Source organism: Microbacterium sp. E-13 (assembly GCF_049912955.1).
In the GTDB taxonomy this organism is placed as follows: Bacteria; Actinomycetota; Actinomycetes; order Actinomycetales; family Microbacteriaceae; genus Microbacterium.
Genome location: NZ_CP183973.1, coordinates 3,032,264 through 3,059,200, shown reverse-complemented (window position 1 = coordinate 3,059,200; position 26,937 = coordinate 3,032,264). Strand labels below are relative to the sequence as shown.

At 72.3% G+C, this 26,937-nt stretch carries 29 protein-coding genes; 13 read left to right on the top strand and 16 right to left on the bottom strand.

Annotated elements, in window-relative coordinates:
- The first annotated feature begins 42 nt into the window (after positions 1 to 42).
- The 3 genes from ACN9MP_RS14165 to ACN9MP_RS14155 are packed head-to-tail and all read left to right on the top strand — an operon-like array spanning position 43 to position 3,547.
- Positions 43 to 2,604, top strand: coding sequence for an FdhF/YdeP family oxidoreductase (locus ACN9MP_RS14165; RefSeq protein ID WP_426321170.1), 2,562 nt, complete (start codon positions 43 to 45; stop codon positions 2,602 to 2,604).
- A gap of 23 nt (positions 2,605 to 2,627) precedes the next feature.
- Positions 2,628 to 3,107, top strand: a complete 480-nt coding sequence (locus ACN9MP_RS14160) for a MogA/MoaB family molybdenum cofactor biosynthesis protein (RefSeq protein WP_426321168.1) — start codon at positions 2,628 to 2,630, stop codon at positions 3,105 to 3,107.
- Complete coding sequence (locus ACN9MP_RS14155) at positions 3,107 to 3,547, top strand: molybdenum cofactor biosynthesis protein MoaE (RefSeq protein ID WP_426321166.1); 441 nt, start codon at positions 3,107 to 3,109, stop codon at positions 3,545 to 3,547. The genes ACN9MP_RS14160 and ACN9MP_RS14155 overlap by 1 nt, the downstream gene beginning before the upstream one ends.
- A 130-nt stretch (positions 3,548 to 3,677) precedes the next feature.
- Here ACN9MP_RS14155 and ACN9MP_RS14150 read toward each other — a convergent pair whose 3' ends face one another.
- The 6 genes from ACN9MP_RS14150 to ACN9MP_RS14125 are packed head-to-tail and all read right to left on the bottom strand — an operon-like array spanning position 3,678 to position 7,695.
- Entirely contained in the window at positions 3,678 to 3,911 is a 234-nt protein-coding gene (locus tag ACN9MP_RS14150) for a MoaD/ThiS family protein (protein ID WP_426321165.1), read from the bottom strand.
- Entirely contained in the window at positions 3,911 to 4,183 is a 273-nt protein-coding gene (locus tag ACN9MP_RS14145) for a DUF6457 domain-containing protein (protein WP_426321163.1), read from the bottom strand. Before ACN9MP_RS14145 ends, ACN9MP_RS14150 begins: the two co-directional genes overlap by 1 nt.
- Positions 4,180 to 4,836, bottom strand: a complete 657-nt coding sequence (gene mobA / locus ACN9MP_RS14140) for a molybdenum cofactor guanylyltransferase (protein ID WP_426321161.1) — start codon at positions 4,834 to 4,836, stop codon at positions 4,180 to 4,182. The genes ACN9MP_RS14145 and mobA overlap by 4 nt, the downstream gene beginning before the upstream one ends.
- 2 nt (positions 4,837 to 4,838) lie before the next feature.
- Positions 4,839 to 5,333, bottom strand: coding sequence for a cyclic pyranopterin monophosphate synthase MoaC (gene moaC / locus ACN9MP_RS14135; RefSeq protein WP_426321160.1), 495 nt, complete (start codon positions 5,331 to 5,333; stop codon positions 4,839 to 4,841).
- Complete coding sequence (gene glp, locus ACN9MP_RS14130; RefSeq protein WP_426321158.1) at positions 5,330 to 6,574, bottom strand: gephyrin-like molybdotransferase Glp; 1,245 nt, start codon at positions 6,572 to 6,574, stop codon at positions 5,330 to 5,332. The genes moaC and glp overlap by 4 nt, the downstream gene beginning before the upstream one ends.
- Positions 6,571 to 7,695 carry a ThiF family adenylyltransferase gene (locus ACN9MP_RS14125; RefSeq protein ID WP_426321156.1) on the bottom strand — a complete coding sequence of 375 codons (1,125 nt, stop codon included), beginning with the start codon at positions 7,693 to 7,695 and terminating at the stop codon, positions 6,571 to 6,573. The genes glp and ACN9MP_RS14125 overlap by 4 nt, the downstream gene beginning before the upstream one ends.
- A 171-nt stretch (positions 7,696 to 7,866) precedes the next feature.
- On the opposite strand from ACN9MP_RS14125, the gene ACN9MP_RS14120 reads away from it, so the two are divergent.
- Positions 7,867 to 8,772: a trypsin-like serine protease gene (locus ACN9MP_RS14120; protein WP_426321155.1), complete on the top strand. Its 906-nt coding sequence runs from the start codon at positions 7,867 to 7,869 to the stop codon at positions 8,770 to 8,772.
- 154 nt (positions 8,773 to 8,926) lie between these two features.
- On the opposite strand, the gene ACN9MP_RS14115 is transcribed toward ACN9MP_RS14120, so the two are convergent.
- On the bottom strand, positions 8,927 to 9,229 hold the full coding sequence (locus tag ACN9MP_RS14115; RefSeq protein ID WP_426321153.1) for a hypothetical protein: 303 nt from the start codon (positions 9,227 to 9,229) through the stop codon (positions 8,927 to 8,929).
- 193 nt (positions 9,230 to 9,422) lie between these two features.
- On the opposite strand from ACN9MP_RS14115, the gene ACN9MP_RS14110 reads away from it, so the two are divergent.
- From ACN9MP_RS14110 to ACN9MP_RS14085, 6 genes are all read left to right on the top strand, one after another.
- Positions 9,423 to 9,815: a TOBE domain-containing protein gene (locus tag ACN9MP_RS14110; RefSeq protein ID WP_426321151.1), complete on the top strand. Its 393-nt coding sequence runs from the start codon at positions 9,423 to 9,425 to the stop codon at positions 9,813 to 9,815.
- A gap of 31 nt (positions 9,816 to 9,846) precedes the next feature.
- Complete coding sequence (gene modA / locus ACN9MP_RS14105) at positions 9,847 to 10,623, top strand: molybdate ABC transporter substrate-binding protein (RefSeq protein WP_426326049.1); 777 nt, start codon at positions 9,847 to 9,849, stop codon at positions 10,621 to 10,623.
- Positions 10,620 to 11,453 (top strand): ABC transporter permease, encoded by an 834-nt coding sequence (locus ACN9MP_RS14100; RefSeq protein WP_426321150.1) that lies wholly within the window; start codon positions 10,620 to 10,622, stop codon positions 11,451 to 11,453. The genes modA and ACN9MP_RS14100 overlap by 4 nt, the downstream gene beginning before the upstream one ends.
- Positions 11,450 to 12,529 (top strand): sulfate/molybdate ABC transporter ATP-binding protein, encoded by a 1,080-nt coding sequence (locus ACN9MP_RS14095; RefSeq protein WP_426321148.1) that lies wholly within the window; start codon positions 11,450 to 11,452, stop codon positions 12,527 to 12,529. Before ACN9MP_RS14100 ends, ACN9MP_RS14095 begins: the two co-directional genes overlap by 4 nt.
- A 55-nt stretch (positions 12,530 to 12,584) precedes the next feature.
- Positions 12,585 to 13,196, top strand: coding sequence for a GNAT family N-acetyltransferase (locus ACN9MP_RS14090; RefSeq protein WP_426321146.1), 612 nt, complete (start codon positions 12,585 to 12,587; stop codon positions 13,194 to 13,196).
- Positions 13,197 to 13,375: 179 nt separating this feature from the next.
- Positions 13,376 to 14,929 (top strand): SDR family oxidoreductase, encoded by a 1,554-nt coding sequence (locus ACN9MP_RS14085; protein WP_426321144.1) that lies wholly within the window; start codon positions 13,376 to 13,378, stop codon positions 14,927 to 14,929.
- Between the two features lie 13 nt (positions 14,930 to 14,942).
- Here the strand turns inward: ACN9MP_RS14085 and cydC are convergent, their stop codons facing one another.
- The 4 genes from cydC to ACN9MP_RS14065 form a co-directional block, all read right to left on the bottom strand.
- Positions 14,943 to 16,574, bottom strand: a complete 1,632-nt coding sequence (gene cydC / locus ACN9MP_RS14080) for a thiol reductant ABC exporter subunit CydC (RefSeq protein WP_426326047.1) — start codon at positions 16,572 to 16,574, stop codon at positions 14,943 to 14,945.
- A gap of 170 nt (positions 16,575 to 16,744) precedes the next feature.
- Complete coding sequence (gene cydD, locus ACN9MP_RS14075; protein ID WP_426321142.1) at positions 16,745 to 18,454, bottom strand: thiol reductant ABC exporter subunit CydD; 1,710 nt, start codon at positions 18,452 to 18,454, stop codon at positions 16,745 to 16,747.
- A gap of 46 nt (positions 18,455 to 18,500) precedes the next feature.
- On the bottom strand, positions 18,501 to 19,535 hold the full coding sequence (cydB, locus tag ACN9MP_RS14070) for a cytochrome d ubiquinol oxidase subunit II (RefSeq protein ID WP_426321140.1): 1,035 nt from the start codon (positions 19,533 to 19,535) through the stop codon (positions 18,501 to 18,503).
- An 18-nt stretch (positions 19,536 to 19,553) separates the two neighbouring features.
- Complete coding sequence (locus ACN9MP_RS14065) at positions 19,554 to 20,999, bottom strand: cytochrome ubiquinol oxidase subunit I (RefSeq protein WP_426321138.1); 1,446 nt, start codon at positions 20,997 to 20,999, stop codon at positions 19,554 to 19,556.
- Positions 21,000 to 21,225: 226 nt separating this feature from the next.
- On the opposite strand from ACN9MP_RS14065, the gene moaA reads away from it, so the two are divergent.
- Entirely contained in the window at positions 21,226 to 22,332 is a 1,107-nt protein-coding gene (gene moaA, locus ACN9MP_RS14060; protein WP_426321136.1) for a GTP 3',8-cyclase MoaA, read from the top strand.
- Position 22,333: 1 nt separating this feature from the next.
- Positions 22,334 to 23,251 carry a formate dehydrogenase accessory sulfurtransferase FdhD gene (gene fdhD / locus ACN9MP_RS14055; protein ID WP_426321134.1) on the top strand — a complete coding sequence of 306 codons (918 nt, stop codon included), beginning with the start codon at positions 22,334 to 22,336 and terminating at the stop codon, positions 23,249 to 23,251.
- Between the two features lie 4 nt (positions 23,252 to 23,255).
- Here fdhD and ACN9MP_RS14050 read toward each other — a convergent pair whose 3' ends face one another.
- From ACN9MP_RS14050 to ACN9MP_RS14040, 3 genes are all read right to left on the bottom strand, one after another.
- Positions 23,256 to 23,864 carry a helix-turn-helix transcriptional regulator gene (locus ACN9MP_RS14050; RefSeq protein ID WP_426321133.1) on the bottom strand — a complete coding sequence of 203 codons (609 nt, stop codon included), beginning with the start codon at positions 23,862 to 23,864 and terminating at the stop codon, positions 23,256 to 23,258.
- 57 nt (positions 23,865 to 23,921) lie between these two features.
- Complete coding sequence (locus tag ACN9MP_RS14045; protein ID WP_426321131.1) at positions 23,922 to 24,287, bottom strand: hypothetical protein; 366 nt, start codon at positions 24,285 to 24,287, stop codon at positions 23,922 to 23,924.
- Positions 24,288 to 24,528: 241 nt separating this feature from the next.
- The gene (locus tag ACN9MP_RS14040; protein WP_426326045.1) at positions 24,529 to 25,623 is read right to left on the bottom strand and encodes a DUF222 domain-containing protein; all 1,095 of its coding nucleotides are present in this window, start codon (positions 25,621 to 25,623) and stop codon (positions 24,529 to 24,531) included.
- On the opposite strand from ACN9MP_RS14040, the gene ACN9MP_RS14035 reads away from it, so the two are divergent.
- The gene (locus ACN9MP_RS14035; protein WP_426326211.1) at positions 25,609 to 25,872 is read left to right on the top strand and encodes a hypothetical protein; all 264 of its coding nucleotides are present in this window, start codon (positions 25,609 to 25,611) and stop codon (positions 25,870 to 25,872) included. The genes ACN9MP_RS14040 and ACN9MP_RS14035 overlap by 15 nt on opposite strands.
- 213 nt (positions 25,873 to 26,085) lie before the next feature.
- Here ACN9MP_RS14035 and ACN9MP_RS14030 read toward each other — a convergent pair whose 3' ends face one another.
- Complete coding sequence (locus tag ACN9MP_RS14030; RefSeq protein WP_426321130.1) at positions 26,086 to 26,262, bottom strand: hypothetical protein; 177 nt, start codon at positions 26,260 to 26,262, stop codon at positions 26,086 to 26,088.
- Positions 26,259 to 26,846, bottom strand: a complete 588-nt coding sequence (locus ACN9MP_RS14025) for a Dps family protein (RefSeq protein WP_426321128.1) — start codon at positions 26,844 to 26,846, stop codon at positions 26,259 to 26,261. The genes ACN9MP_RS14030 and ACN9MP_RS14025 overlap by 4 nt, the downstream gene beginning before the upstream one ends.
- Positions 26,847 to 26,937 lie beyond the last annotated feature (91 nt).

Here is a 26,937-nt window from a genome sequence, read left to right as displayed (position 1 = left end):
CGTGCGCGCGCCAGCGGGCGGGGAGGGGCATAGCCTTGACGCATGGCGACGAAGCCCCCGAGAACCGATATCGATGAGACGCGCGTCCGCGTGTCGCACCCCAAGAAGGTCGCGGTCGGCGTGCCGGCCGTGCTGCACGCCCTCGAGATCGCGAACGAGCAGATGGGCGTGAGGCGCTCGGTGCAGACACTGCTGCGCGTCAACCAGAAGGACGGCTTCGACTGCCCCGGCTGCGCGTGGCCCGAGGAAGACCGGCGCCACGTCGCCGAGTTCTGCGAGAACGGCGCGAAGGCCGTCGCCGAGGAGGCGACCCTGCGTCGGGTGGGCCCCGAGTTCTTCGCGGCGCATTCGCTCAGTGAACTGCGGGGGCACGACGACTGGTGGCTGGGTCAGCAGGGTCGGCTGACGCATCCGATGGTGCTCGATGCGGACGACACGCACTACCGCCCGATCTCGTGGGACGACGCCCTCGCGCTGGTCGCCGACGAGCTGAAGGATCTGGACGATCCCGACGAGGCGGTCTTCTACACCTCGGGCCGCACGTCCAACGAAGCGGCGTTCCTGTATCAGCTGCTCGTCCGCGGGCTCGGTACGAACAACCTGCCGGACTGCTCCAACATGTGCCACGAGTCATCCGGGTCCGCCCTGACCGAGACGATCGGCATCGGCAAGGGCACCGTCTCGATCGAAGACATCCACGAGGCCGACCTGCTCATCGTGGCGGGCCAGAACCCCGGCACCAACCATCCGCGCATGCTCTCGGCGCTCGAGAAGGCCAAGCAGCGCGGCGCGACCATCATCGCCGTCAACCCGCTGCCCGAGGCCGGGCTCATGCGGTTCGAGAACCCGCAGACCGTGCGCGGGGTGGCATTCGGCGGCACGAAGCTCGCTGACGAGTTCGTGCAGATCCGGCTGGGCGGTGACCAGGCGCTGTTCCAGGCGATCGGCAAGCACCTGCTCGAAGCCGAGGCCGCCGAGGGAGGCGTGCTCGACCACGAGTTCATCGCGGAGCACACCAGCGGTTTCGAGCAGTACCGGCAGGCGATGACGGATGCCTCGTGGCGCGAGCTCGTCTCGGCTACGGGCTTGCCGGAGAAGGCCTTGCGGCGGGTCGGCGAGGCCGTGAAGACGTCGAAGGCCACGATCGTCTGCTGGGCCATGGGACTCACGCAGCACAAGCACTCCGTGCCGACGCTGCGCGAGATCGTCAACGCCCTGCTGCTGCAGGGCAACATCGGCCGCCGCGGCGCCGGCCTGTGCCCCGTGCGCGGGCATTCCAACGTGCAGGGCGACCGCACGGTGGGCATCTATGAGAAGCCGTCGACGGCCTTCCTCGACGCGCTCGACGCGGAGTTCGGGTTCTCCGCCCCGCGCGAGCACGGGTACGACACGGTGCAGGCGATCCGGGCCATGCGCGACGGCCGGGTGCGGTTCTTCATGAGCATGGGCGGCAACTTCGTGTCGGCCACCCCCGACACCGCGGTCGTGGAGGCCGGAATGGCGCGGGTGGGACTCACGGTGCACGTCTCCACGAAGCTCAACCGCTCGCACGTCGTCACCGGGCGGCGGGCGCTGATCCTCCCGACCCTCGGCCGCACCGACCGTGACCGGCGCCCGGGGGCCGACGGCAGTGTCCGCGAGCAGAGGGTGACCGTGGAGGACTCCATGGGAGCCGTGCACGCCTCGCGCGGCCGGCTCGCCCCGCCCTCGGAGGAACTGCTGAGCGAAGTCGCGATCGTCGCGCGCCTCAGTGCGCTCGTCTTCGGCGACCCCGGCCCCGGCGCACAGCGCCGTAACACCGCGGCAGCCGGCCCGGATCAGGAGATCTCGCGAGATCAGGACGATCCCGCCCCCAGCAGTCCTGCGGCCGTCAGATCTCCCGATCCGGGGAACACGGGGACGACGGATCCGGCACGCCACGACCGCGGCTACCCGGAGCGCTCGCCCGCCGAGGAGGCGGCGGTCGCGGCGGCCACCCGCGTCGGCGATCCGGGCGGGGGGCAGCATCCTTCCAACGTCCCGCACGCGGACTGGGCGGCGCTCGAGGCCGACTACGCGCTCATCCGCTCGCACATCGAACGGGTGGTGCCCGGCTTCGACGACTACGAGGGTCGCATCGACAAGGGCGGCACCCTGCACCTGCCGAACGGGCCGCGCGACGCACGCCGCTTCGCGACACCCGATGGTAAGGCGCGGTTCACGGTGAACACGCTGGAGTACCCGCGGATCCCCCGGGGACGCCTGCTGCTGCAGACGCTGAGATCGCACGACCAGTACAACACCACCATCTATGGCAAGGACGACCGGTACCGGGGCATCCACGGCGGCCGTCGCGTGGTGCTCGTGAACGCCAAGGACATCGTGGCGCTGGGCTTCGCCGAGAACGACATCGTCGACCTGGTGTCGGAGTGGCGGCGCCCGGGAGGCACGGTCGAGGAGCGGCGCGCCGAGGAGTTCCGCATCGTCGCCTACCGCACGCCGCGGGGTAACGCGGCGGCCTATTACCCCGAGACGAACGTGCTCGTGCCGCTGGACTCCGTCGCCGACGTCAGTGGGACGCCGACGTCGAAGTCGGTGCTCGTGCGCCTCGAGCGCCGATCGTGAGCGCGCGCGCCTAGGCTGGCACCATGACCCGAGCCGCCGTCGTCACCGTGTCGGATCGGTCGGCTGCCGGCCTGCGCGCCGACCGCAGCGGTCCGCTCGCGGTCGCCGCCCTGCGCGATGCCGGCTTCGACTGCGCGGACGCCGTCGTCGTGCCCGACGGGGCCGACAGCGTCGAACGCGCCCTCACCGCCGAAGTCGTCGCCGGCGTCAAGCTCATCATCACCACCGGAGGCACGGGGGTCTCGCCACGCGATCAGACCCCCGAGGGCACCGCGCGGGTGCTGACGCGGGAGATTCCGGGGATCGCCGAGGAGCTCCGCCGCCGCGGCGCCGACGAGCTTCCCGCCGGCATGCTCACCCGCGGGCTCGCAGGGGTGGTCGATCCCCACGGGGCGCTCGTCGTGAACCTGCCGGGATCGGCCGGGGGCGTAGCATCCGGAATACCCGTCGTCGTGTCCGTCGCCCGGCATGTTCTCGACCAGCTCGGCGGAGGGGACCACTGATGGCCGTCTCGACCGACGCCGTGCGGGTGGCGGCGATCAGCGCCGAGCCGCTCGACCTCGATGCGCACCTCCGCGCCGTCGATGACGCGCACATGGGGGCGGTCACGACATTCGTCGGTCGCGTCCGCGATCATGATCCGGATGCCGCCACCGCCGTCGTCGCTCTCGAGTACTCCGCCCATCCCGACGCAGCGGCGACGCTGGCCAGGCTGGCAGCGCAGGCCATCGGATCGTCGGGGGCGCTGGTCGCGGTGTCGCACCGCGTCGGCCGCCTCGATGTCGGCGACCTTGCCGTCGTGATCGCTGTCGCCTCCGCACACCGGGCAGAGGCCTTCGAGGTCTGCCGCACGTTGATCGAGACCATCAAGACCGACCTTCCGGTGTGGAAGCGGCAGCTGGAGTCCGACGGCACGGCCACCTGGCTCGGCCTCGGCGGCTGAAACCGCCGGCCGGACGCGGCGCATCCGAGGAGATCTGCGCTTTCGAGGACGCGTCGGCGCGATCCGTCCTCTGATGCGCAGATCACCTCGAATCCGCGACGGTGCTGACCGAGTCGGTGACGGTGCCGGCTCAGCCGCCGGCGAAGGGCGGCAGCACGTCGACGAGGTCGTCGGGGCCGAGCGTCGTGTCGTCGGCGACACGGGAGCCCGCCACGAGCACGGCGCACTGCGGGAGGATGCCGCCCAGCCCGGGGTAGGCGGCTGACACGGCGGCGCGCAGCTCGCCCAGGGAGCGCTCCGCGCGGCGCTCGGTGTCGAGACCGGTCGCCTCCTGCGCGGCGGCGAAGTAGCGGACGACGGGCACTACTGCTCCCACCCGTCGGCGAGCTCGGTGACCTCGCGCAGTGCGGCGAGCACCTCGGCCGTGTCGGTGCCGGCGCGACGGCCCGCGACCAGGCCCGCGACGAATGCCCCGAGCGGTGCGGCCGGCCGGGCGACGCCGTTCGCGACGTCGCGGGCCAGGTCGAGGACAGCGCCCACCGGCACGTCGTCCTCAGCCAGTCCGAATCGCTCGCGCAGGGCGGCGGCCCACGCGTCGAGCGCCTCGGGCGGAAGGGTGCGGGACTGCTCGCTCATGACGGCTCCTGGGTTCGGTGCGGTACCTGTTCGACCGCGGCGATGACCTGGCCGGCCCGCTCGCGGGCCTCTTCCAGATCCTCCCACGTGTCGACGTCGCGGGTCAGGTCGTCGCCGGCCGCGACTACCGTGATCGCGAGCTCGTCGAGCAGCGCGCGCACCGGGGCATCCCGCCCGCCGAGGGGGAGAGCGGATGCTGCGCCCCTCAGCGCGCCGGTGCGATAGACGCCGATGAGCCACTGGGGGCGACTCGACCGGTCGCCGAGGCAGATGCCGCCGGCATCGCCGGGAAGGAGGGGGAGGTCGCCGACCAGGCGCACGACGGCCGCCTCCGCTCCGGGCAGGTCGCACGCGAGCAGCAGCGTCCACTCCGGGTCGGCGGCCTGCGGCCAGGACGCGAGCGCGGCGACGACGGCGGCCGCCGGGCCGCTGAAGGGAGGATCCTCGCGGACCCACGAGACGGGCAGCGTCTCATCGAGCACGGGTGCCACCACCGTCACCGGACTCGCAGCCGCTCGCCGAGCGGCGCGGACGGCGGACTGAAGAAGCGTCTGGCCGCCCACGTCGAGCAGCGGCTTGCTCGCTCCGCCGAGGCGGGTGGCGCGCCCTCCCGCCAGGAGGATCGCCCCGAGGCCGCCGACGACGGGAGGCATGCTCACGCTTCGCCGGGGCGGTGCCAGTCGCCGCTCTTGCCGCCGGTCTTCGTGACGATGCGCACGTTCTCGATCGACGTGCCCTTGTCGAGGCCCTTCACCATGTCGACGACCGCGAGGGCCGCCACCGACACGGCAGTCAGGGCCTCCATCTCCACTCCGGTGCGATCGGCGGTGCGCACGGTGGCCTCGATGGCCACGCCGTCCTCGTCGACCGCGAGGTCGACGGCGGCGCCGTGCACCCCGATGACATGGGCGAGGGGCAGCAGCTCGGGGGTGCGCTTGGCCGCCTGGATGCCGGAGATCCGGGCGACCGCCAGCACGTCGCCCTTCGGGACCGACCCGTCGCGCAGCGCCGCGACGACGTGGGGTGCGCAGCGCACGAAGCCCCGTGCGGTCGCCGACCGCACGGTGGGCTGCTTGAGTGTCACATCGACCATGCGGGCGTGCCCCGCCTCGTCGAGGTGCGTGAATGTCGGCGGCTGGTCGGAGCTCATGAGATCAGCATGACATCCACGATGTCGCCGACGGACACCGCGTCGACGTCGTGCGGCACGACGGCGTACGCCTCGGCGCGGCCGAGTCCGCCCGCCAGGTGCGATCCGCCGGAGGTCGCCGGAACGGCGCGCCAGGCGCGCGGATCCGCCCGGTCGATCGTCACCGGAAGATACTGGCGACGGCCGGGCGGAGTGCGCCACGCCGCGCCCGCGGGGAGGGCGAGAACCGGGCGATCGAGCACGCGCCGCCCCTGGAGGCGCAGCAGGGCGGGGCGCACGAACACCTCGAACGACACCGCGGCGCTGACGGGGTTTCCCGGCAGGCCGAACAGCAGCGTGCCGGAGGGCAGCCGCCCGAAGCCCTGCGGCTTGCCGGGCTGCATCGCGACCTTCGAGAACGTCATCCTGCTCGACAGCGTCGACTTGACGACCTCGTACGCGCCGGCGCTCACGCCGCCCGAGAACACCACGACGTCGGCGCCGTGCGGCGACCCGGGGTCGGTGACCTCCGCCAGCAGGGCGTCGAGCTCGCCGCCCTCGTCGGGCACGCTCGCGCGGCGCACCACCTCGGCTCCCGCCTCGGTCGCGAGGGCCGCCAGGAGCACGCTGTTGGACTCCGGGATCTGGCCCCGTCGCAGCGGAGCGCCGGGCTCGACGAGCTCGCTCCCCGTCGAGATGACGGCGACGCGAGGACGACGCGACACCACGACCTCGGCGACGCCGGCGGCCGCCGCGGCGGCGACCTGGAGCGCACCGAGGAGCTCGCCGGCGGAGAGCACTTCGGCGCCGGTGCGCGCGTCCTCGCCGGATCGCCGGATGTGCGCGCCCGAGGCCCGGGGCGCTCGCAGCACCGAGATCGACCCCAGGGAGTCGGCGAGCCCGCCAGCGGTGTCTTCGAAGGGCACGATCGCGTCGCTCGCCGACGGAACCGGCGATCCCGTCATGATGCGCGCGGCCTCTCCCGCCCCGAGCGGAGGATCGTCGGCGGTGCCCGCGGGAAGGTCGGCCACGACGCGGAGGCCGACGGGGGCGTGGGGTGCGGCATCCGCCACATCCGCGAAGCGCACCGCGAACCCGTCCATCGCCGAGTTGTCGAAGACCGGGATGTCGACGGCCGCACGCACCGGTTCGCGCAGCGTCCGGCCGTGAGCGGACGCGAGAGGCACCGGCTCGGCAGGAAGGGGCTGCGCAGCGCTCAGCACGTCGAGGAGGTGCTCCTCGACGGAACGCAGCCCGCTCACGCGCGAACCGCCGCGCCGTCGCGCGTCCAGGCGTCGATACCGCCCGCGAGCACGGATGCCGCGACCCCGGCGCCGCGCAGGGCCGCGGCCGCGCGCTGCGCACGCATGCCCACCTGGCACACGACGACCACGTTCTCCGCCTCGACGCGCGACGGATCGGCCAGCACCTCGCCGAGCGGCAGCAGGACCGATCCCGGGATGACGCCGCGATCCGTCTCGAACGGCTCGCGCACGTCGAGCAGCACGGCGCCGCCGCGGTGGGCCGCCAGCGCCTCGGCGGGGCTGAGCTGGGGGATCGCGGTGGTGGCGGCTGAGGCCCGTCGCTCCGGCTCGGCCGGCGTCGTCCCTCCGTCGGAGGCAGGGCGCAGCGGCACCTCGTCGGTGCGCCCCCGCAGCGCGTCGATCACGAGCACGCGTCCGAGGAGCGGCTCGCCCACGCCGGTGATGAGCTTCACGGCCTCCGTCGCGAGGAGCGCGCCGACCTGCAGGCACAGCGCGCCGAGCACGCCCACCTGCGCGCACGACGGAGCCTCCCGCCCGGCATCGGGCGGGTAGAGGTCCGCCAGCCGCACCGGGAGTGCGCCGGCCGGGGGAGCCGACCAGAACACGGTCGCCTGCGCGTGGAACTCCTGCACCACGCCCCACACCAGCGGAACGCCCAGGCTGTCGCACGCCGCGGCCACGGCCTCGCGCGTCTCGAACGTGTCGGTTCCGTCGATGACCACGTGTGCTCCGGCGAGCAGCTGGCGGGCGTTGCCGGGGGTGAGCAGCGCCGGCACCGCCCGCACCAGGGTCGTCGGTGACAGATCGCCCGCGATACGCACGGCGGAGTCCACCTTGGGTGCCCCCACATCGGTTACGCGATGCATGACCTGGCGCTGGAGATTGGATGCCTCGACCCTGTCGTCGTCGATCACGGTGATGGTGCCGACTCCCGCCGCGGCGAGAGCGAGCACGGCGGGGGAGCCCAGTCCGCCGGCGCCCACGACGGCGACATGCGCGGCGGCGAGACGGCGCTGCGCGAGGTCGCCGAATCCCGCGAGCACGCGGTGGCGCGCCGTGCGGGTGCGTTCGTCTTCGCTGAGCTCCGCGACCGGCTCGACGAGCGGGGGAAACACCATGCCTTCAGGCTAGCCGCGCCGGTCGGCGCGAGGGTCGCCCGTGGCGCCGACGTGCTCCTGCCGGGAGCGGGATCCTATTCGTTCCCGAGCCGGATTTCGCCTCCTTGTGCGGCGATCGAGCGACGGGTTAGAAGAGTCGGACCGCAAGTCAACCATCTGAAGGAGCACAGAATGCTTTCAAGATTCGCTCGCTGGGCGCTGCTACCCACGGCCCTGGCAGTGACGGCCACCGCTCTGGTGGCCGCTCCCGCAGGAGCAATCACCGGTCCGAACGTCGTCGAGGACTTCGAACACAAGTACGTCGGCCTCGTCGCGTTCTACGACGACGAGGGGGAGTTCCTGCACCGGTGCACGGGGACGCTGCTGTCTCCGGAGGTGTTCCTCACCGCGGGCCACTGCGTCGCCGCCGATGAGGAGGGCAATGTAGCCGCCTCAGCCCGGATCTGGTTCGAGCAGGACGCGGGCGCCGACTACGACCCGGCCACGGGAACGCCCGCGTCGTCCGGCTACCCCGAGACGGGCGGCGTCACGTCGACGATGCTCTACAACTACGGCTTCACCGACCTCGCGACCATTCCCGACACGCACGATGTCGGCCTGATCGTGCTGGAGCCCGGCGCGGTGGAGGCGGTCTATCCCGAGATCGACACCTACGGCGAGCTGGCGGGGGTCGGCGACGCCGACCTGCTCGGTACCGGCGTCGACGCGGTGGTGACCGTCTCGGGCTACGGTGTCACCCGCACCAACGGCAAGAACGGCCAGAACACCCTGTCGTTCCGCGAGCGGCTGATGGGCCAGACATTCATCATCAACACCAGGAACACCTACACGGCCGGGTACAACCTGCAGCTCGCGTCGAACTTCGGCGGAGGGCGCGTCGGCACGTGCTTCGGCGACTCCGGGGGCCCGACCTTCGCCGGTGACACGACGACGGTGCTCGCCGTGAATTCGTTCGTGAAGAACTACAGCTGTGGCGGTCAGGGCTTCCCCTACCGCGTCGACACCGTCGACGTGCAGCTCTGGATGGAATCGGTACTGGAGCCGTTGGGTCTCTGGGACGACGTCGCCCCCGAGTAGACCGACTGCTCAGCACGCTCCGGCCCGCCCTTCGCGGCGGGCCGGAGTTCTCGCGTGTGACAGGTCAACCGCGTCTCCACAGGACCCGGAGGGGGTTTCCGGTCCTGCAGAACCCTGGTTGACCTGTCGAAGGAGGGGGCGCGTGGGGTCGGCGTCAGCCGAGCCTGGTGCCGACGACCGTCGACGGCGGGAACGGGCCCGACCGCGCGGTGCCCGTCAGCCGGTCGCCGACGACGCGCAGATCGAAGACCAGCGACATGGGCAGCGGCGCGGCCAGGTCGAGCCGGAATTCGACCTGGTCGCCGATCACTCGGCCGCTCGTCAGGGGGACCGGTCCGGTGGCCCCTACCGCCGTGCCTGTGAGGACGGTGCCGGCCGTCGTCAGCGTGAGGTCGTAGCGGCGCGACCCCGCGAGGGTGGCGACCTCGATGGCCCAGTGCCCGTCGATCCCCGTCATCGTCGTTCCGATCCCTCGTTGCTGATTCCGGTCCGATCCGGTCCGGCCGACGTGCTCATTCTGCTCGCTCGGACGTTGCGGCGCAGACGATCCGCCCGCGAGTCCGCGTACGGACGCTTCACCCCGAGCGTTTCTCCGCTTGTGCGGGTAAACAGGCGGAGATCCACCGCGAACACGGTGATATCGTCGTCCCGTGGCCGACTACAAGATCTCCGAGGCGGCGCGCCTGCTCGGCGTCAGCGACGACACCGTGCGTCGGTGGATCGATTCCGGGACGCTCCCGACCACGGGCGCATCGCCCGCCGAGATCCCCGGTGAAGCCCTCGCGGCGCGGGCCGTCGAACTCGCGGCGGCCCCCGGCGACCCCGCCGACGTGCTGTCCAGCGCCCGCAACCGATTCGTCGGCCTCGTCACGCGCGTGCAGGTCGACGGCGTCATGGCCCAGGTGGACATCCAGGCGGGGCCGCACCGCGTGGTCTCGCTCATGTCGTCGGAGGCGGTGCGCGAACTCGGCCTGGAACCCGGCTCGCTCGCCGTGGCCGTCGTCAAGGCCACGACCGTCATCGTCGAGACCCCGAAAGGCTGACGTGCCGCGGGCCGCTCTCTTCCGTTCGTCGATGCTCGTCGCGACGCTGGCACTCGTCCTGTGCGGCTGTGCGACGGGCTCCGACCAGGATCCGGCCGCCACGTCCGCGCCCGCGGCGTCCGCCGGGCCGGAGCTCACCGGCGACCTCACGATCTTCGCGGCCGCCTCGCTGAAGGCGGCCTTCGACGAGCTGTCGACCCGGTTCGAGGAGCAGCATCCGTCTCTCGACGTCCAGCCCGTCACGTACGACGGCTCGTCGACACTGGCGACGCAGATCATCGAAGGCGCCCCCGTCGACGTCTTCGCCTCCGCCGACGAGAGCAACATGCAGAAGGTGGTGGACCGGGGCCTCGCCACCGATCCCGAGCTCTTCGCGACCAACACGCTCGTGCTCGTCGTGCCGGCGGGCGATCCCGGCGGGGTCGGGGGACTCCGCGACCTGGCCGATCCCCGCCTGACCGTCGTGCTGTGCGCGCCCGAGGTGCCGTGCGGTGCGGCATCGGCGACGCTGCTGACGAACGCGGGGCTCACCGCGAGCGTCGACAGCTTCGAGCAGAACGTGACCGCCGTGCTCACGAAGGTGGCCGCCGGCGAGGCGGATGCCGGCCTCGTCTATGTGACGGACGCGGAGACCACACCCGATGTCGAGGCGATCGAGGTCGGGGGCGCCGGCGCCGTGGTCAATCGCTATCCGATCGCCGCCCTCGACGACGCGGCGAACGCCGAGGCGGCGGCCGCGTTCGTCGCGTTCGTGCTCAGCGAGGACGGCGAAGCGGTGCTCGCGGCGCGCGGCTTCGGGGCGCCGTGACCTTCGGATCGACCCGGGTCGTCGGCTCGCGCGAGGAGCGCGCAGGGTTCGTGCCGCGAGTGCTCGCGGTTCCCGCGGTGGTCGGGCTGGCGCTGCTGGTGCTGCCGCTCGGCGCGCTCGTGCTGCGGGTGGAATGGCCGACGCTGTGGACCGACGTCACCTCGCCGCAGGCGCTGTCGGCGCTCGGCCTCTCGCTCGCGACGGGTGCGGTCGCGACCGCCGTGTGCGTCGTGCTCGGCGTGCCTCTCGCGCTCCTCATCGCGCGCAGCCCGGTGCGCAGCGCCGCGGTGCTGCGGGCTCTGGTGACGGTGCCGCTGGTGCTGCCGCCGATGGTCGGCGGGGTGGCGATGCTGTTCCTCTTCGGGCGCACGAGCTGGCTCGGCGGCGTGCTCGGGGAGTGGGGCATCCGCATCCCGTTCACGACCACGGCCGTCGTGCTCGCGCAGACCTTCGTCGCACTGCCGTTCCTCGTCCTCGCGCTCGAGGGCTCGCTGCGTGCCACCGGCACCGGGTACGAGCAGGCCGCGGCCGGCCTTGGCGCGGGGCGCTGGACGATCCTCGCCCGCGTCACCCTGCCGCTCGCGGCGCCGGGCCTCGTGGCGGGGATCGTGCTGTGCTTCGCCCGGGCGATCGGCGAGTTCGGCGCCACGGCGCTCTTCGCCGGCAACGCCCCCGGAGTGACGCAGACGATGCCGCTCGCCATCTACACGGCGTTCAACGGCGCGGGCGTCTCGCAGGGAACGGCGGTGGCGCTGTCGCTGATGCTGCTCGTCACCGCCGTGGGCGTGCTCCTGCTGGTGCGCGCGTGGCGGGCGGAGCCGCCGCGATGAGGCGCGACGGTGGCCTGGGTGGCGACGATCGCGCTGGGCTCGACGCCCGGGTCGTGCTGCGTCACGGCGCGTTCGCCCTCGACGCCGCGCTGCGGGTGCCGGCCGGTGAGGTGGTGGCGCTCATGGGTCCCAGCGGCGCGGGCAAGTCGACGCTGCTCGGCGTTCTCGCGGGCCTGTCGGGGTTCGACGAGGGGCACGTGCACCTGCACGGCCGGGCGCTCGACCCCTCGCCCGCGCGACGCACTCCGCCGGCCTCGCGCGGCGTGGTGCTGCTCGGCCAGGACCCCCGCCTCTTCCCTCACCTGAGCGCCCGCGACAACGTGGCCTTCGGCCTGCGGGTGCACGGTGCCACCAAGCCGGCGTCCGCCGCGGGGGCGGCGGATTGGCTGCGGCGCGTCGGCCTCGAGGACCTCGGCGGACGCCGGCCGGCACAGTTGTCGGGCGGCCAGCAGCAGCGCGTCGCGCTCGCGCGTGCGCTCGCGACGGCGCCGGCCGCGATCCTCCTCGACGAACCGCTGACGTCGCTCGACACCGAGACCGCCGGCGACGTCCGCGCGCTGCTCCACCAGCAGCTCGTCGCCACCCGCACCACGGCGGTCGTCGCGACCCACGACGCCGTCGACGCCGTGGCCCTCGCGACGCGGCTCGTCGTGCTGGAAGACGGACGCGTCACGCAGAGCGGGCCTGTCCGCGACGTGCTGTCGTCGCCGGCGACCAGGTTCGCTGCGGCGGTGGCGGGCCTCAACCGGGTGGTGGGGGAGGTGGATGACGCGGCCGCCTGGCGGTCCGGAGGCCTCGTGCTGCCGCACGTCGCCGGGGGGCGGCATCGGTCGCCCGTCGCGGCCGTGTTCCGGCCCGGGGACGTGCGCGTCCTCGACCGCCCGCCGGCGAAGGCGGGCGAATGGGCGGCGCGCATCGTGCGACTGGAGCAGACGCCGGCGGGCGTGCGGCTGCGGACGGCCGATCCCGACGTCGCCGTCGACCTCACCGCCGACCGCGCCCCGGGTCTCGCGCCGGGGGACCCGATCACGTTGCAGGTGGATCCGGGGGACGTCCGCTTCATCCCTGAGCCCTGAGCCCTGAGCCCCTCGGCTCGGCCTGCCGGCGTGCCGGCGGCCATAGACTCGCGGCGTGACGCGCATCCGCCCCTTCCGTCCGGGCGACGAGCCCGCTCTCGCCGAGGTCTGCCTCAAGACCGCGGATGCGGGTGCCGACGCCACCGGCCTGCTCGACGACGACGACCTGTGGGCCGAGATCTTCGTGCTTCCCTACGCCGCGCGTCACCCCGAGTTCGCGTTCGTGGTCGAGACCGACGACGAGCGCGTCGTCGGCTACATCGTCGGAGCGCCCGATTCCGCGGCGTTCGAGGAGTGGTTCGCGACGGAGTGGTGGCCGCCGCACGCGGAGCGCTGGCCGAAGCCCGAGGGCGAGCGGGTGCCGGTGAGCGTCTCGCGACAGGACGGCATCGTGCGGTACGCCTACGCGCGAAGGGGCGGCACCCAGCCGTTCGGCGAGGAGTACCCGGCTCACCTGCACATCGACCTCCTGCCCGAGACACAGGGCCAGGGGCTCGGCCGGCGACTCATCGAGACGCTCGAGCAGGCGCTCCGCGAGGCCGGCGTGCCCGGGCTTCACCTCGTCGCATCAGCCGAGAACACCGGTGCCATCGCGTTCTACCCGCGCGTGGGCTTCGAGGCGATCGCGTCGCCCGAGGGCACCCAGGTCTTCGCGAAGCGCCTCTGACCCCGCCGGCCGTTCGTTCTGCTCGGTGGGGTCGGTGAAAGCGCCGGGCTCAATCGGACGTGTGCGGCCATGAGCGGAGCGTCGCGTGCGATTGAGCCCGCCGGTTCGACGCCACGAGCGAACCCGGGCCGCACGTCAAGAGGTGGGAAGGGCCGGAGGGCTCGCGTAGTCTGCCCAGCGTGGACGATGTCTCGGCGCCGACCGGTCGCGAGCCGGCTCTCGCAGCGCTGCCGCGGCCCGACGGCACGGCACCCCGCGCACTGGTCTTCGGCGCCACGGGGTACATCGGCGGCCGGCTGGTGCCGCGGCTGCTGAACGCCGGCTACCTGGTCCGCGTCGTCGCGCGAGACCCCGCACGCGCGGCGGCGTTCCCCTGGGGTGACCGCGTCGAGATCGTCGCCGGCGACGCCAGCGACCCGGTGCCCGTCGCCGAAGCCGTCCGGGATGTCGACGTGCTGTACTACCTCGTCCACTCGATGTCGGGCGGGCGGGGATTCGCCGACGCCGATCGCCGCGCGGCCCGGACCGTCGCGCAGGCAGCGGCGGAGGCATCCGTCCGCCGCATCGTCTACCTCGGCGGGCTGCATCCCGAGGGCGTCGAGCTCTCGCCCCACCTGCGGTCACGGGTCGAGGTCGGCGAGACGCTGATGGGCAGCGGCGTGCCCACCCTCGTGCTGCAGGCGGGCGTGGTCATCGGGTCGGGGTCGGCCTCGTTCGAGATGGTGCGGCACCTCACCGAGGTGCTGCCTTACATGCCGGCGCCCAAGTGGGTGCGCAACCGCATCCAGCCGATCGCCGTGCGCGACGTGCTGCACTACCTGCTCGGCGCCGCGCGTGTGCCCGCGGACGTGAACCAGGCCGTCGACATCGGCGGGCCCGACGTGCTCCGGTACGGGCAGATGATGAACGGCTACGCCCTCGAGGCCGGTCTGCGGCAGCGCCCCATCGCCGCCCTGCCGGTGCTCACGCCGCGCCTCGCGTCGCACTGGGTGAACCTCGTCACCCCCATCCCGCGCGCGATCGCACGGCCTCTCGTCGAGTCGCTGCAGAACGAGTGCATCATCAAGGATCACGCGGTCGACGAGCTCATCCCGCCGCCGGAGGGCGGCCTCACGCCTTACCGCACGGCGGTGCGGCTGGCGCTCGGCCGGCTCGAGTCCGACGCGATCGAGACGAGCTGGCAGGACGCGGAGGTGCTCGGCGCGCCGAGCGATCCGCTGCCGAACGATCCGGACTGGGCGGGCCGTGTCGTCTTCACCGACATGCGCACGGCGCACACGCCGGCGTCGCCCGAGGCGCTCTGGCGGGTCATCGTCGGGATCGGCGGCGAGAACGGCTGGTATTCGTCACCCGTGCTGTGGGCGATCCGCGGCTGGATGGACCGGCTCGTCGGCGGAATCGGGCTCGCGCGCGGCCGTCGCACCCGCGACCGGCTGGCCGTGGGCGACGCGCTCGACTTCTGGCGGGTCGAGGCACTCGAACCGGGACGGATGCTGCGCCTCCGGGCCGAGATGAAGGTGCCGGGGCTCGCGTGGCTCGAGCTGCGCGCGTCGACCGACGGCGACCGCGGCGGCTCGCGCTACGACCAGCGCGCGGTGTTCTTCCCGCGCGGCCTGGCGGGCCGGCTCTACTGGCTCGCGGTGCTGCCCTTCCACGGCTTCATCTTCGCCGGGATGGCGCGTCGCATCACGGCGACCGCCGAGTCGTCGGCGGTCGCCGCGGAGGCCTCCTGAGCGGCATCCGCCGTCAGCCCGCGATCCGGCCGCCCTCGATGCGCACGACGCGGTCGACGAGGCCTCCGGGCACGGCCACGTGCGAGATGAGCACCACGGCCTGGTCGTCGCGCACCGCGCCGAGCAGGTCGGCGAGCAGTCGGTCGGATGCCTCGGGGTCGACGCCCGCGGTCGGCTCGTCGAGCACGAGCACCGGGAAGCCGCGCAGCAGCGCCCGCGCGAGCGCGAGGCGCTGCGCCTGGCCGCCCGACACGAGTGCGCCGCGCTCCCCGACGCGCGCTCCGACCCCGCCGCGCTCGCGCGCCCAGTCGCCGAGACCCACTCGTTCGAGCACCGCCTCGAGTTCGCTGTCCGTCGCCGTGTCGCGCGCGAAGAGCAGGTTCTGGCGGATGTCCTCGTCGAAGAGCATGGGATGCTGCTCGCACAGGCCCACGGTGAGACGCACGTCGTCGGCAGCGACGTCGTGCACCGACCGCCCGCCGATGTCGTAGCGGCCGTCGACGTCGAGGAAGCGCACCAGCGCGTGAGCGAGCGTGCTCTTGCCGGCCCCGCTCGAACCCATCACCAGCACGCGCTCGCCCGGCCGGATCGAAAGGTCGACCCCGTCCAGGGCCGGCGTGCCGCCGCCCGGCCACCGCACGGTGGCACCCTCCAGGCGGATGCCCGAGCCGAGCGCCGGAGCCTCGCCGGTCGGGGCGAGCGCCTCGGGCGCCAGCTCCGGGGGCCGCCCTGCCGGCAGCGCCTCCGCGATGCGCTCCGCCGACGCGTGGACCTGGCGCCACGCCGACGCAGCCAGGGGCACCGCGGCGAAGACCTCGAACACCGCCATCGGCACCAGCACGACCACGGCGAGCCCGGGGCCGGTGAGAGCGCCCGACGCCGCCGCCGGCGCCGACACCAGGACGGCGGCGACCGAGGCGGCCCCGGCGAGCAGCGACACGAGCGCCGTGGTGCCCGCCTGCGCTCCCGAGCGGCGCACGACGGCACGTCGGAGGTCGGCGTCGGCGCGCGCGATGCGCTCACGGCTCTGCCCCTCGGCACCGTAGGCGATGAGTACGTCGAGACTGCCGATGTGGTCGAGCACGGCGTCGGCGAGCCGGGCGCGCAGCGGCGCGATGTCGCGTTCCGCCCGCGCTCCCGACAGCCATCCCCACAGCGTCGCGACCGCTGCGGCGACCAGCAGGCACACCAGGAGCGTGAGCGCCGCGGGCCACCACACGACCGCGACCAGCACCACGGCGCCGACGGCGACGAGGGCCGACGCCACGAGCGGCTGCACCACCCGGAGGGGGAGGTTTTGCAGCTCGTCGACGTCGTCCACGAGTGCGCCCAGCACCGAGCCCCGGCGTGTGCGGGCGAGTCCGTCGGGCGCGAGGGGAACCAGCCGCCGGACGAGATCGGCGCGCGTCGACGCCAGCTGGCGCAGGGCCGCGTCGTGGCCGGTGAGCCGCTCGAGGTACCGGAAGGTCGCGCGCGAGATCGCGAAGAACCGCACCCCGACGACCGCCGCCGACAGGTACAGCACGGGGGGCTGCTCGCTCGCGCGCACGATGAGCCAGGCGCTCACCGCCAGCAGCGCGACCGCCGACGCCTCCGCCGCGAAGCCCGCCGCGAGTGCCCACCAGAAGCGGCGCGCCGGCGGCATCGCGCCGCGCAGCACGGCGTCCGTCGAGCGCCGTCCGGCCGGCCTCGCCCGTCGCTCCGCCGGTGCCGGCGCCCGTCGCTCCGCCGGTGAGACGGCAGTGGGCGGACGAGACCGCGGGTGATCCCCAAGGTCTCGTCCGGTGACTGGGGTCTCACGGGGTGAAGCGGGATTCATGCGAGCACCTCGCTCGGCTCGAGTCGCACGACGGCATCGGCGATCTCGCGCGCGGAGATCCGGTGCGAGACGAGGAGCACCGTGGCGCCACGATCGGCGAGGTGACGGATGCTGCGCCACAGCCGCTCCTCGGTCTGCGGGTCGAGCGCGGCGCTCGGCTCGTCGAGTGCGATGACGGGAGCGTGACCTCGCAGGTGCCGGTAGAAGGCGCGGGCGACGGCCACGCGCTGCGCCTGGCCGCCCGACAGCCCCGCGCCGTGCACGCCGAGCTCCTGCTGCGGGGCGAGCGTTCCGGCGCCGGCGAGTTCGAGGGCCCTCCGCACCGTCGCGTCGTCCGGTGCCTCGTCGCCGAGCGCGACATTGGCGGCGATGGTTCCGGCGAGGAGCCCGGCCTGTTGTCCCGCCCACGCGAGCCACTCCGACGGCGCCAGGCTCCGCAGATCGACGCGGGCCCAGGTCGCGGTTCCGTCGTACGCGGCCGCTCCACGGAGCGCGGCGAGCAGACTCGACTTGCCGACCCCGCTCGGTCCTTCGATCAGGGTGACGGTGCCGGGAACCGCCTCGAGGTCGACGGGGGGCAGCCGCAGTTCCCCGCGCCGTACCCGCACGCCGTCCAGGATGAGCCGGTCCTTCGGCTCACCTGTCGCACCTCGACGGTCGCCGCGACCATTCGTGACAGGTGAGCGGGGAGGTGCGAGGGTGAGGGCGGGGGTGCGCGCGGCGTCGAGCACGTCGAAGACGTCGTCCGTCGCGGCGATGCCCTCTGCGGCGGCGTGGAACTGCACGCCGACCTGGCGCAGCGGCAGGTACGCCTCGGGCGCGAGCAGCAGGACGAAGAGACCGACAGCCAGCGTGAGCGCACCGTCGATGAGCCGGAACCCGATGGACACCGCGACGATGGCCACGGAGATGGATGCCAGGAACTCCAGGGCGAAGCCGGAGAGGAACGACACCCGCAGCACGCGCATCGTCTCGCGGCGGTACTCCTCGGTGACCCTCTCTATGGACGCCGCCGCGCGGTGCTGCCGGCCGAACACCTTGAGTGTCGACAGGCCCTGCACGGTGTCGGCGAAACGCGAGGCGAGGCGCTGGAGGGTGCGCCACTGCCGCTGCTGGACCGTGCGGGTGGCGAGCCCGATGAGCACCATGAAGATCGGGATGAGGGGGAGGGTGAGGAGCACCGTGAGGCCGGAGATCCAGTCCTGCCACCACATCACCGCGAGAATCAGCGGCGTCGCGACCACGGTCTGCACGAGCTGCGGCAGATAGCGGCCGAAGTAGGCCTCCAGAGCGTCCAGGCCGCGTCCGGCGGTGACCGCGAGCGCGGCGGAGTTGCGTGCGCCGAGCCACTCGGGGCCGAGGACGCCGATCGCCGCCACGAGCGCTTCGCGCAGCTGACCCTGCACGCGTGCGGCGGCACGTGCCGCGACGGCCTCACGAGCCCACAGCAGGACGCCCCGCAGCGCCACCACGAGCGCGAGTCCGCCGAGGGTCGGAGCAAGGTCGGGAAGCGGCATCCCGCCGAGCGCTCCGGTGATCGCGCGCGTGAGCAGCCACGCGAACGCGATGATGACCGCCGTCTGCGCGAGGGCGATGCCGGCGATCGCGGCGAAGAACCACCGCGACGCGCTCGCGTACCTCAGCAGTCGCGGGTCGACGGGCTTGCCCGACATGGGCCGGGGTCCGTCGTCCTGCTTCTCGTCCATCGCTCCTTCGACCCTACCCGCGGCGATCGCGGTGTTCCGGGACGACTCAGTGCACGGGCTTCGCGGCGGCCGCCTCGATCCGTGAGCGCGTGATGCGCTTGCGGAAGACCCAGTACGTCCAGCCCTGGTAGGCGAGCACGAGGGGCAGGAAGACGAGCGCGGCCCACGACATGATGGTCAGCGTGTAGTCGGTGCTGGAGGCGTTCTCGATCGTGAGCGAGCCTGTCGCCTCGGTCGAGGACGGCATCACGAAGGGGAACAGCGCGAACCACAGGGCCAGTACGGCGCTCACGATCGTGAAGGCGCCGAAGCCGAAGGCCCAGCCCTCGCGGCCGCGGGCGTTGGAGATCCACGAGGCGATGAGCAGCACCGCCGCCACGGCCGCGAGCACCGCGGTGGCGAGTGCGAGGTCCCGGCCCTCGCCGAACGCCAGGCCCACCGTCCACAAGAGGAAAACCGCGGCCACGACGATCGTGACGAGGCCCGCTCTCCCGGCGAGCCGGCGCGCGTCGGCGGCGACCTGGCCGTCCGTCTTCAGCGCGACGAAGTACACGCCGTGGGTGAAGAAGAGCATCAGCGTGGTGAGGCCCCCGAGAAGCCCGTACGGGTTGAGCAGCGTGAGCAGCGAACCCGTGAACTCGTGGTTCACGTCGAGCGGCACGCCCTGCACGATGTTCGCCACGGCGACACCCCACAGCAGCGCGGGCACCGCAGAGCCGACCACGATCATCGTGTCGAAGCCCTTCTTCCAGCGCAGCGAGTCGCGCTGGTGGCGGTACTCGAACGAGACGCCACGGAGGATCAGGGCGAGCAGGATCAGCAGCAGGGCGAGGTAGAAGCCGCTGAAGAGTGTCGCGTACCACTCCGGGAACGCGGCGAACAGGCACGCGCCGGCCACGATCACCCAGGTCTCGTTGAGGTCCCACACCGGGCCGATGGTGTTGATGACCTGCCGGCGGCTGATGTCGTTCTTGCCGAGGAAGGGCAGTGACATGCCGACGCCGAAGTCGAAGCCGTCGAGAACGAAGTAGCCGACGAAGAGGAAGCCGACGATCCAGAACCAGAGGTAGGCGAGATCCATGATGTGCTCCTGCAGCCCTTAGTAGACCGTCGTCGGGGTGTCTTCGACCGCCTGGGTGCGCGGGTCGGGGGCACCCGGTTCGGGGAGGGGCTCCGGCCCCTTCTTGGCGGTCTTCGTGATGAGGCCGAACTCGACCACCGCCAGCGCGGCGTAGATCAGGGTGAACGCGGTCAACGAGATGAGCACGGTCCACCCGGGCACCGATGGCGAGACGCCGTCCTCCGTCAGCATGAGGCTGAACACGATCCACGGCTGGCGGCCCATCTCGGTGAAGACCCAGCCCACGAGGATCGCGAGGAGCGACGCCGGCCACGCCCAGATCGCGAGGCGCCATGCCCACGACGGGACCTCGCGCCTGGCGTTCTTGCGCGTGAGCCAGAGCCCCGCGACGGCGACGAGCGCCGCGACGCCGCCGAGGCCGATCATCCAGCGGAACGCCCAGTACGTGACCCACAGGATCGGGGCGAAGTTGCCGTCGACCTGGTCGGCGAACTGCGGGAACAGCTCGGTGGTGTACTGGGCGTTGAGGTCGTTGATGCCCTCCACGCACCCGTCGAGGGAGTGCGTCGACAGGAGTGCCAGCAGGTAGGGCACGCGGATGGAGAAGAGCTCGCTCGAGCCGTCAGGCGTGCCGAGGGTGAAGATCGAGAAGGAGGCGTCCGCTCCGCAGGCGCTGTCGAACATCGCCTCGGCCGCCGCCATCTTCATCGGCTGCGTCGCCACCATCACCAGGCTCAGCTGGTCGCCCGAGATCGCGACGCCCGCGAAGGCGGCGATGAGTCCCCAGAGGCCGAATTTCAGCGAGGAGCGCATCATGTCGACGTTCTGCTTGCGGAGCAGGTGCCATGCCGAGATCGAGACGATCACCCCGGCGGTCATCATGAAGGCGGCGAACAGCGTGTGGGGGAGTGCGGCGAGCGCAACGGGGTTGGTGAGCACCGCGAAGAAGTCGGTCATCTCCGCCCGTGAGCCGTCGTCGGCCATCCGGAAGCCGACCGGATTCTGCATGAATGCGTTGGCGGCGAGGATGAAGTACGCCGAGAACCATGCGCCGATCGTCGCGATCCAGATGCTCGCGAGATGGAGCGCCTTGGGCAGCTTGTCCCACCCGAAGATCCACAGGCCGATGAAGGTGGCTTCGAAGAAGAAGGCCATGAGGCCCTCGAAGGCGAGCGGGGCGCCGAAGACATCGCCGACGAACCGCGAGTAGGACGACCAGTTCATGCCGAACTGGAACTCCTGCACGATGCCCGTGACCACGCCCATCGCGAAGTTGATCAGGAAGATCTTGCCGAAGAAGCGGGTGAGGTGCAGCCACTTCGCATTGCCGGTGCGGAACCAGGCTGTCTGGAAGATCGCCACCGTCAGCGCCATGCCGAGCGTGAGCGGCACGAACAGGAAGTGGTACAGCGTCGTGAGGCCGAACTGCCAGCGGGCGAGCAGCAGCGGGTCCAGCAGATCCATGTGCAGGTTCCGATCGTTCCGGACGTGGTCTGACCACAGTAGCATGTGGTCAGACCACACGGGAGGGCCATCCCCGGCGGACGCCCGTTGCGTCCATGGTCCCAGGACCGGCGTCGCCTCGCAGCCCGCGCGACCGTGAATAACATCGCCGCGGCGGCGCCCGGCATCCGCCGCGCGACTACCCTCGAATCATGGCGAGCCGGGCGAATCGATCGGGGCCGGGCGCGTGACCGCGATCCCGGTGATGATCGGACGACGGATGCCGCTTCCCGCGGCGTCCGGATCCTCCGATGCGTTCGCGGCCGAGGCGGCAGTGCCCGCCGCCGGCGCGCCGCTGGTGGACACGCACGGCCGGGTGCACCGGGACCTGCGGATCTCGCTGACCGACCGCTGCTCGCTGCGGTGCACGTACTGCATGCCCGAGCAGGGCAACGAGTGGCTCGCGAAGACCAGCATCCTGACGCTGGATGAGATCGAGCAGATCGCGCGCGTCGCGGCGGCGGACGGCATCACGACGTTCCGGCTGACCGGCGGGGAGCCGCTGCTGCGCACCGACATCGTCGACGTCGTGCGCCGGCTGGCGGCGATCGAGGGACCCGACGGCCGCCCCGTGCAGATCGCCATGACGACCAACGGCATCCGTCTGCCCGAGCTGCTGCCGGGACTGGTCGAGGCGGGGCTGCAGCGGCTGAACATCTCCATCGACACGCTCCGGCGCGATCGGTTCCACGCGCTGACACGCCGCGACCGCCTCGACGATGTGCTGGCCGGCATCGCCGCGGCGGCGGCATCCGGCCTGCGACCCCTCAAACTGAACGCGGTGGCGATGCGCGACGTCAACGACGACGAGCTGGTGGACCTGGTGGAGTTCGCGACCGCCCACGACGCGCAGATGCGGTTCATCGAGCAGATGCCGCTGGATGCCGGGCACACCTGGGACCGCACCCGGATGGTCACGCAGGACGAGATCCTCGCCGCGCTGTCGCGGCGGTGGGAGCTGACGCCGGTGCCCGGTCGCGGGGGCGCCCCGGCTGCGCGGTGGACGCTGGACGGCGGGCCGCACACGGTCGGGGTGATCGCGTCGGTGACGGCGCCGTTCTGCGGCGACTGCGACCGGTTGCGCCTCACCGCCGACGGGCAGCTGCGCAACTGCCTGTTCTCCACCACCGAGTACGACCTGCTGCCCATCTTGCGCACGGAGCCGGCCGCGGCGCACGAAGCGGGGATCGACCGGATGCTGCGCTCCTGCGTTCACGGCAAGCTGCCCGGCCACGCGATCAACGACCCCGCATTCCTGCAGCCGGCGCGCGGCATGAACGCGATCGGCGGCTGACGTGGGCCGGCTCACCTCCCGCAGCCCGGTCACCCGCATCGTCCTCAACGAGGAGGAGACGGCGGTGAGGAGGCGCGCGGACACGCTGGCCGTGGAGGAGCCGCTGGAGATCCGCATCGGCGGCGAGCCGCTCACGGTCACGATGCGCACGCCCGGGCACGACCTGGAGCTGGCCGCCGGCTTCCTCGTGTCGGAGGGCGTCATCTCCGTGGGCGGCGAGCTGCGGTCGGCGATCCACTGCGGCGGACCGGGCACCGGCGCTGTGGCACCGACGCCGCTGCTCTCGATCGGCTCGGCACCGCCGGCGGCTCCCGCATCGACCGAGAACACCTACAACGTGCTCGACATCGCCCTCGCACCCGGTGTGGCGACCCCGGTCACCGACATCGCCCGCAACTTCTACACCACGAGTTCGTGCGGCGTGTGCGGCACCGCGTCGATCGACGCCATCGAGAAGCGATCGCATTACGACGTGGGGATCGATCCCGCGGTGGTGGATGCCGGACTGCTCGCGCGCCTTCCCGATCTGCTGCGCGCGGGCCAGGCGGTGTTCGAGAAGACGGGCGGCCTCCATGCCGCGGCGCTGTTCGACGCGGCCTCCGGTGAGATGCTCGTGGTGCGCGAAGACGTCGGCCGCCATAACGCGGTCGACAAGGTCGTCGGGTGGGCTCTGCTCGAGGATCGGCTGCCGCTGACCGGAACCGTGCTGCAGGTCTCGGGCCGCGCGAGCTTCGAGCTCGTGCAGAAGGCCGTGATGGCCGGCATCCCCATCCTGTCCGCCGTGTCGGCGCCCTCCTCGCTCGCTGTCGAGCTCGCCGCCGCGTCGGGCCTCACGCTGGCGGGGTTCGTGCGCGGGTCGTCGATGAACGTCTACGCGCGGCCCGAGCGGGTGCGGGTGCCGGAGCGGTCGCGGAGCTGACGCGTCAGCCCCGGGAGGCGGCCAGCTGCACCACGCACTGGGTGGGATCGCACGACGGTGCGATGCCCTCCACTCGCAGCGGTCCGCCCGCCTGCGCCAGCACGCTCTCCATCAGTCCCACGTGCACGCTGCAGAGGGTCCCTCGATGCTGGGCGGCGGGAGCGTGCGGGCACGGCGTCAGGTCGACCGTGAGCTCGCGCTCGTCGACGAGGGGCTCGAAGCCGGCGTCGCCGAGATCCTCCACGAGCGCGTCCAGCTGGTGGAGCGCCTCGGCACCGAGGTCGGCATCCGTACCGGACCCGTACACCCGCCGCATCAGATCTCCTCGGCGCGCCGCCTCTTGGGCTCGGCGGAGTGCGACCGGGCTCGACGCCTCGTCGGAGCCCGTGGCGGCGGAGTAGAGCACGCGCGGGCGCCCGCGGGTCGCGCGGCGCTCGGTCTCGGCGATCACGTAGCCGGCGTCGATGAGCCGCTGCAGGTGCTCGCGAACGGTGTTCGCGTGCAGGCCCGTCGCCTCGACGAGCTCGGCGATCGCGCGCTGCGGGCGCCTCTGGAGCAGATGCATGATCTCGACGCGGGAATAGCTCGAGATCGCGCTGTACCCGGTCGTCATGCTCCCATTATCGCCGCGGTGCGCCGGCGGACCGGGTGGCCGACCCAGGCGTGCGGGTCAGAACAGCTGCCCGAAGATGAGGATGGCGATGAAGAACACGGCGAGGATGCCGACGATGATCGCCAGCGTCCGGCCCGAGAGCTTCGCCACGCCCCACCCGATCAGCACGGGCACGGCGAAGAGGAAGATCGCGACGATCCACCAGAAGGCGGAGTAGCCGCCGGAGCTCGCCTCCTCCAGGCGCCCGCCGAACAGCTGCTGCGTGGCGGGATGGGTGGCGAAGCGCACGGCGATCGAGATCGGGACGGCGACGAACGCGAACACCACGAGGCCGATGAGCCAGCCCCAGAGGACCGGGCTGCCGCCTCCCGAGAGGACGCCGCCGCGGAGGTCGGCCTGCTGCTGCTGCTTGCCTGATGCCATGGGCATGACTCTAGCGGTCGCGCACAGTATGGGCGGGGCCGGGGACGCCGAAGCCCCGCCGGGGGCGGTCCGCGTCGCCGGCGGTCCTGCGGTCCCCGTCGTCGGCGGTCCTGCGGTCCCCGTCGTCGGCGGTCCTGCGGTCCCCGTCGTCGGCGGTCCTGCGGTCCCCGTCGTCGGCCGTCCTGCGGTCCCCGTCGTCGCGCCCCCGGTGGCGCTCGGGTTTCACACGTCGGCCGGATCGTCAGAACGGTGCCTTGCCGTCGTACGGGGCGGAGACAAGCCGGTCGAAGACGTGGGAGGGGACGAACTGCACGGTGGAGACCGGTTTGTCGACGTAGCGGCGCTGGGTGGGGCTGATCCATTCCAGGGCGCCTCCGCCGAGTTGCCGGACGCGCCAGGCGGTGGCGTGCTTGAGGGTGTGGTGTCGCCGGCAGAGGTGGGCGAGGTTGTCGTCGGCGGTGTGACCACCGCGGGCGCGGTCGATGGTGTGGTCGATGTCGGATCGCGATGGCCGGCGGGGGCATCCGGGGAATCGGCAGCGTTGATCCCGGGCGCGGAGGAATCTTCGCAGCGCGGCGTCGGGCCGGTATCGGTCGACGGCCAGGGGGAGTCCGCTGTGCGGGTGGTACATCACCCTGTCCCAGCCGGTGGCGCCGGCGGCGAGCACGCACGCGGTCTCACGGTCGATCGGCCCGTACCCGGCCAGCAGGGCGGGCTCGTCCCCGTTCCCGGCCGCGGTGAGCACGGGGATCGTGATCTGCACGTCGGCGCGGATGGAGGCCAGCGCGTCCCCGTCGCCGTGGCCGGCGGGTGCGCCGGTGAGGATCAGGTCGGCGAACAGGTCGGCGCGGAGCTCGTCCAGCGATCGCTCATCATTGTGCGGGCCGGTGGTCACCGCGGGCGAGGTCTGCGGGAGCGCGGTCGAGCTCGCCGAGCCGGATGCCGGTGCGTCCGCGGCCGTGATCTCCGCGGCCGTCATCTGCGCGGCCGCTGTTACCTCGGCGGCTCGCTCGGCGTCGCGTTCGGCTTCGGCCATCTGGGTGAGCCGGTCGTAGATGGCGTGCGCGAGCACCGCGGGAAGGTCGGCGAGCAGCCGCGCCATGCCGTCCTCCAGGTCGATCACCCGGATGCGGCGGGAACCGGCCGCCCGACGCCGCAGCTCCTCCGCGATCTCCGGATCGATGCGTGCCGCGACCACCCGGGCGATGGCGCGCAGGCGATGCGGGGTCTCGAACCGGGCCGCCTCCAGAACGATCCGCTCGTACTGCTCACGCATCAGCGGGTCGCCGATGACCGCCCCGGCGTCGACGATCGCGGTCGCATGCGCGAGGTCGATACGCCCCTCGCGCAGGGCCGCGAACGTCGCCTCGAACCCTTCCGCAACGTGCTGGCAGACGACATGCGCGCCTGCACGGTGTGGTCGCTCAACCGCATCGCCGCGCCGAGCTCGGCGGAGACCTCCCGCAACGGCAGATCGTGCGGGCTCTTCCGACCGGCGGCTCGTCGCGCCTGCTCCCGGGCACGGACGATGTCGGCGGCATCGGTCAACAACCGCACCTCCACCGCCTGCAGCCGCGCGATCTGAGCACGCGTGGACTGCACATCGGCGACGACGCGTTCGAGCGCACCCCAGGTCGCGTCGCCGGTGTCGACTCGCTGGCCCATGATGCTCCCGCTGCACAGCACCCCGAGGGGTGCGACGGAAGACCGAACGAAGTGGGCACAAGCTCGATCTCTTAACCAGAGCCTAGAACCACCCTCCGACATCGCCCGCCCTGCGGGCGCAGGCGGAGCAAGGTCAGGTGTTGGCGTCCTGCTGCGGGATGAAGACCCGCGTGATGATGGGGAGGATCGACGCGGTCACGGGGATGGCGACCAGGGCGCCCCGGGAGACCGAGCAGTTCCACAGAAATGGCGCTGCCCGCCGGTCCGTCAAGCGGAGGAGGGCGGGCAGCGTCGGGGCGCCTGGGATCACCGTCTGGGGGTACGGTTCTCCGCGCTCACCATCCACGAGAGCTGCTCAACCCGCTCCAGAATGGCGTGGAGGATATCTGCGCTCGTGGGGTCTTCTTCGTCGACGTCATCGTGCACGTCTCGACACGTCTGGGCGACGGCATCCAGTCGCTCCGTCATGAGGTCGACGACCTCGGTCGTCGCGACCTCGCCCTGCGGGAACTCCGGCAGGGTGGTGGTCTGTGCCACCTCGTCGCTGCGGCCGTCGGGCAGCGCGTGCAGCGAGCGCATGCGTTCGGCGACGGTGTCGGCGAACTCCCGCGCCGACTCGATGATCTCGTCGAGCTGGAGGTGGGTGTCGCGGAAGTTGCGGCCGACCACGTTCCAATGCGCCTGCTTGCCCTGCAGCGAGAGCTCGATGAGGTCGACGAGCACCTTCTGAAGATTGTCGCTGAGCGCCTCGGACGCCCGGAACCCGCTCTCGGCGTTCTGCTCGGGAGTCAGCTCGGCGCCGTTGCCGCCGCGCGCCGTGCGGCGCCTGCTGCGTGCCGCTCCGCCGGACGTCGTGCTCTTCGAGGTGCTCTTCTTCGCGGTCGTCGTCGCCACTGTCGCTCCGTTCGTCTTCGCCGGGTGCGGAAGAGAGGCCGTGCGGGATCCCCTCCGCTCTGGGTGATGCCTCGACGGTAACCATGCGCCC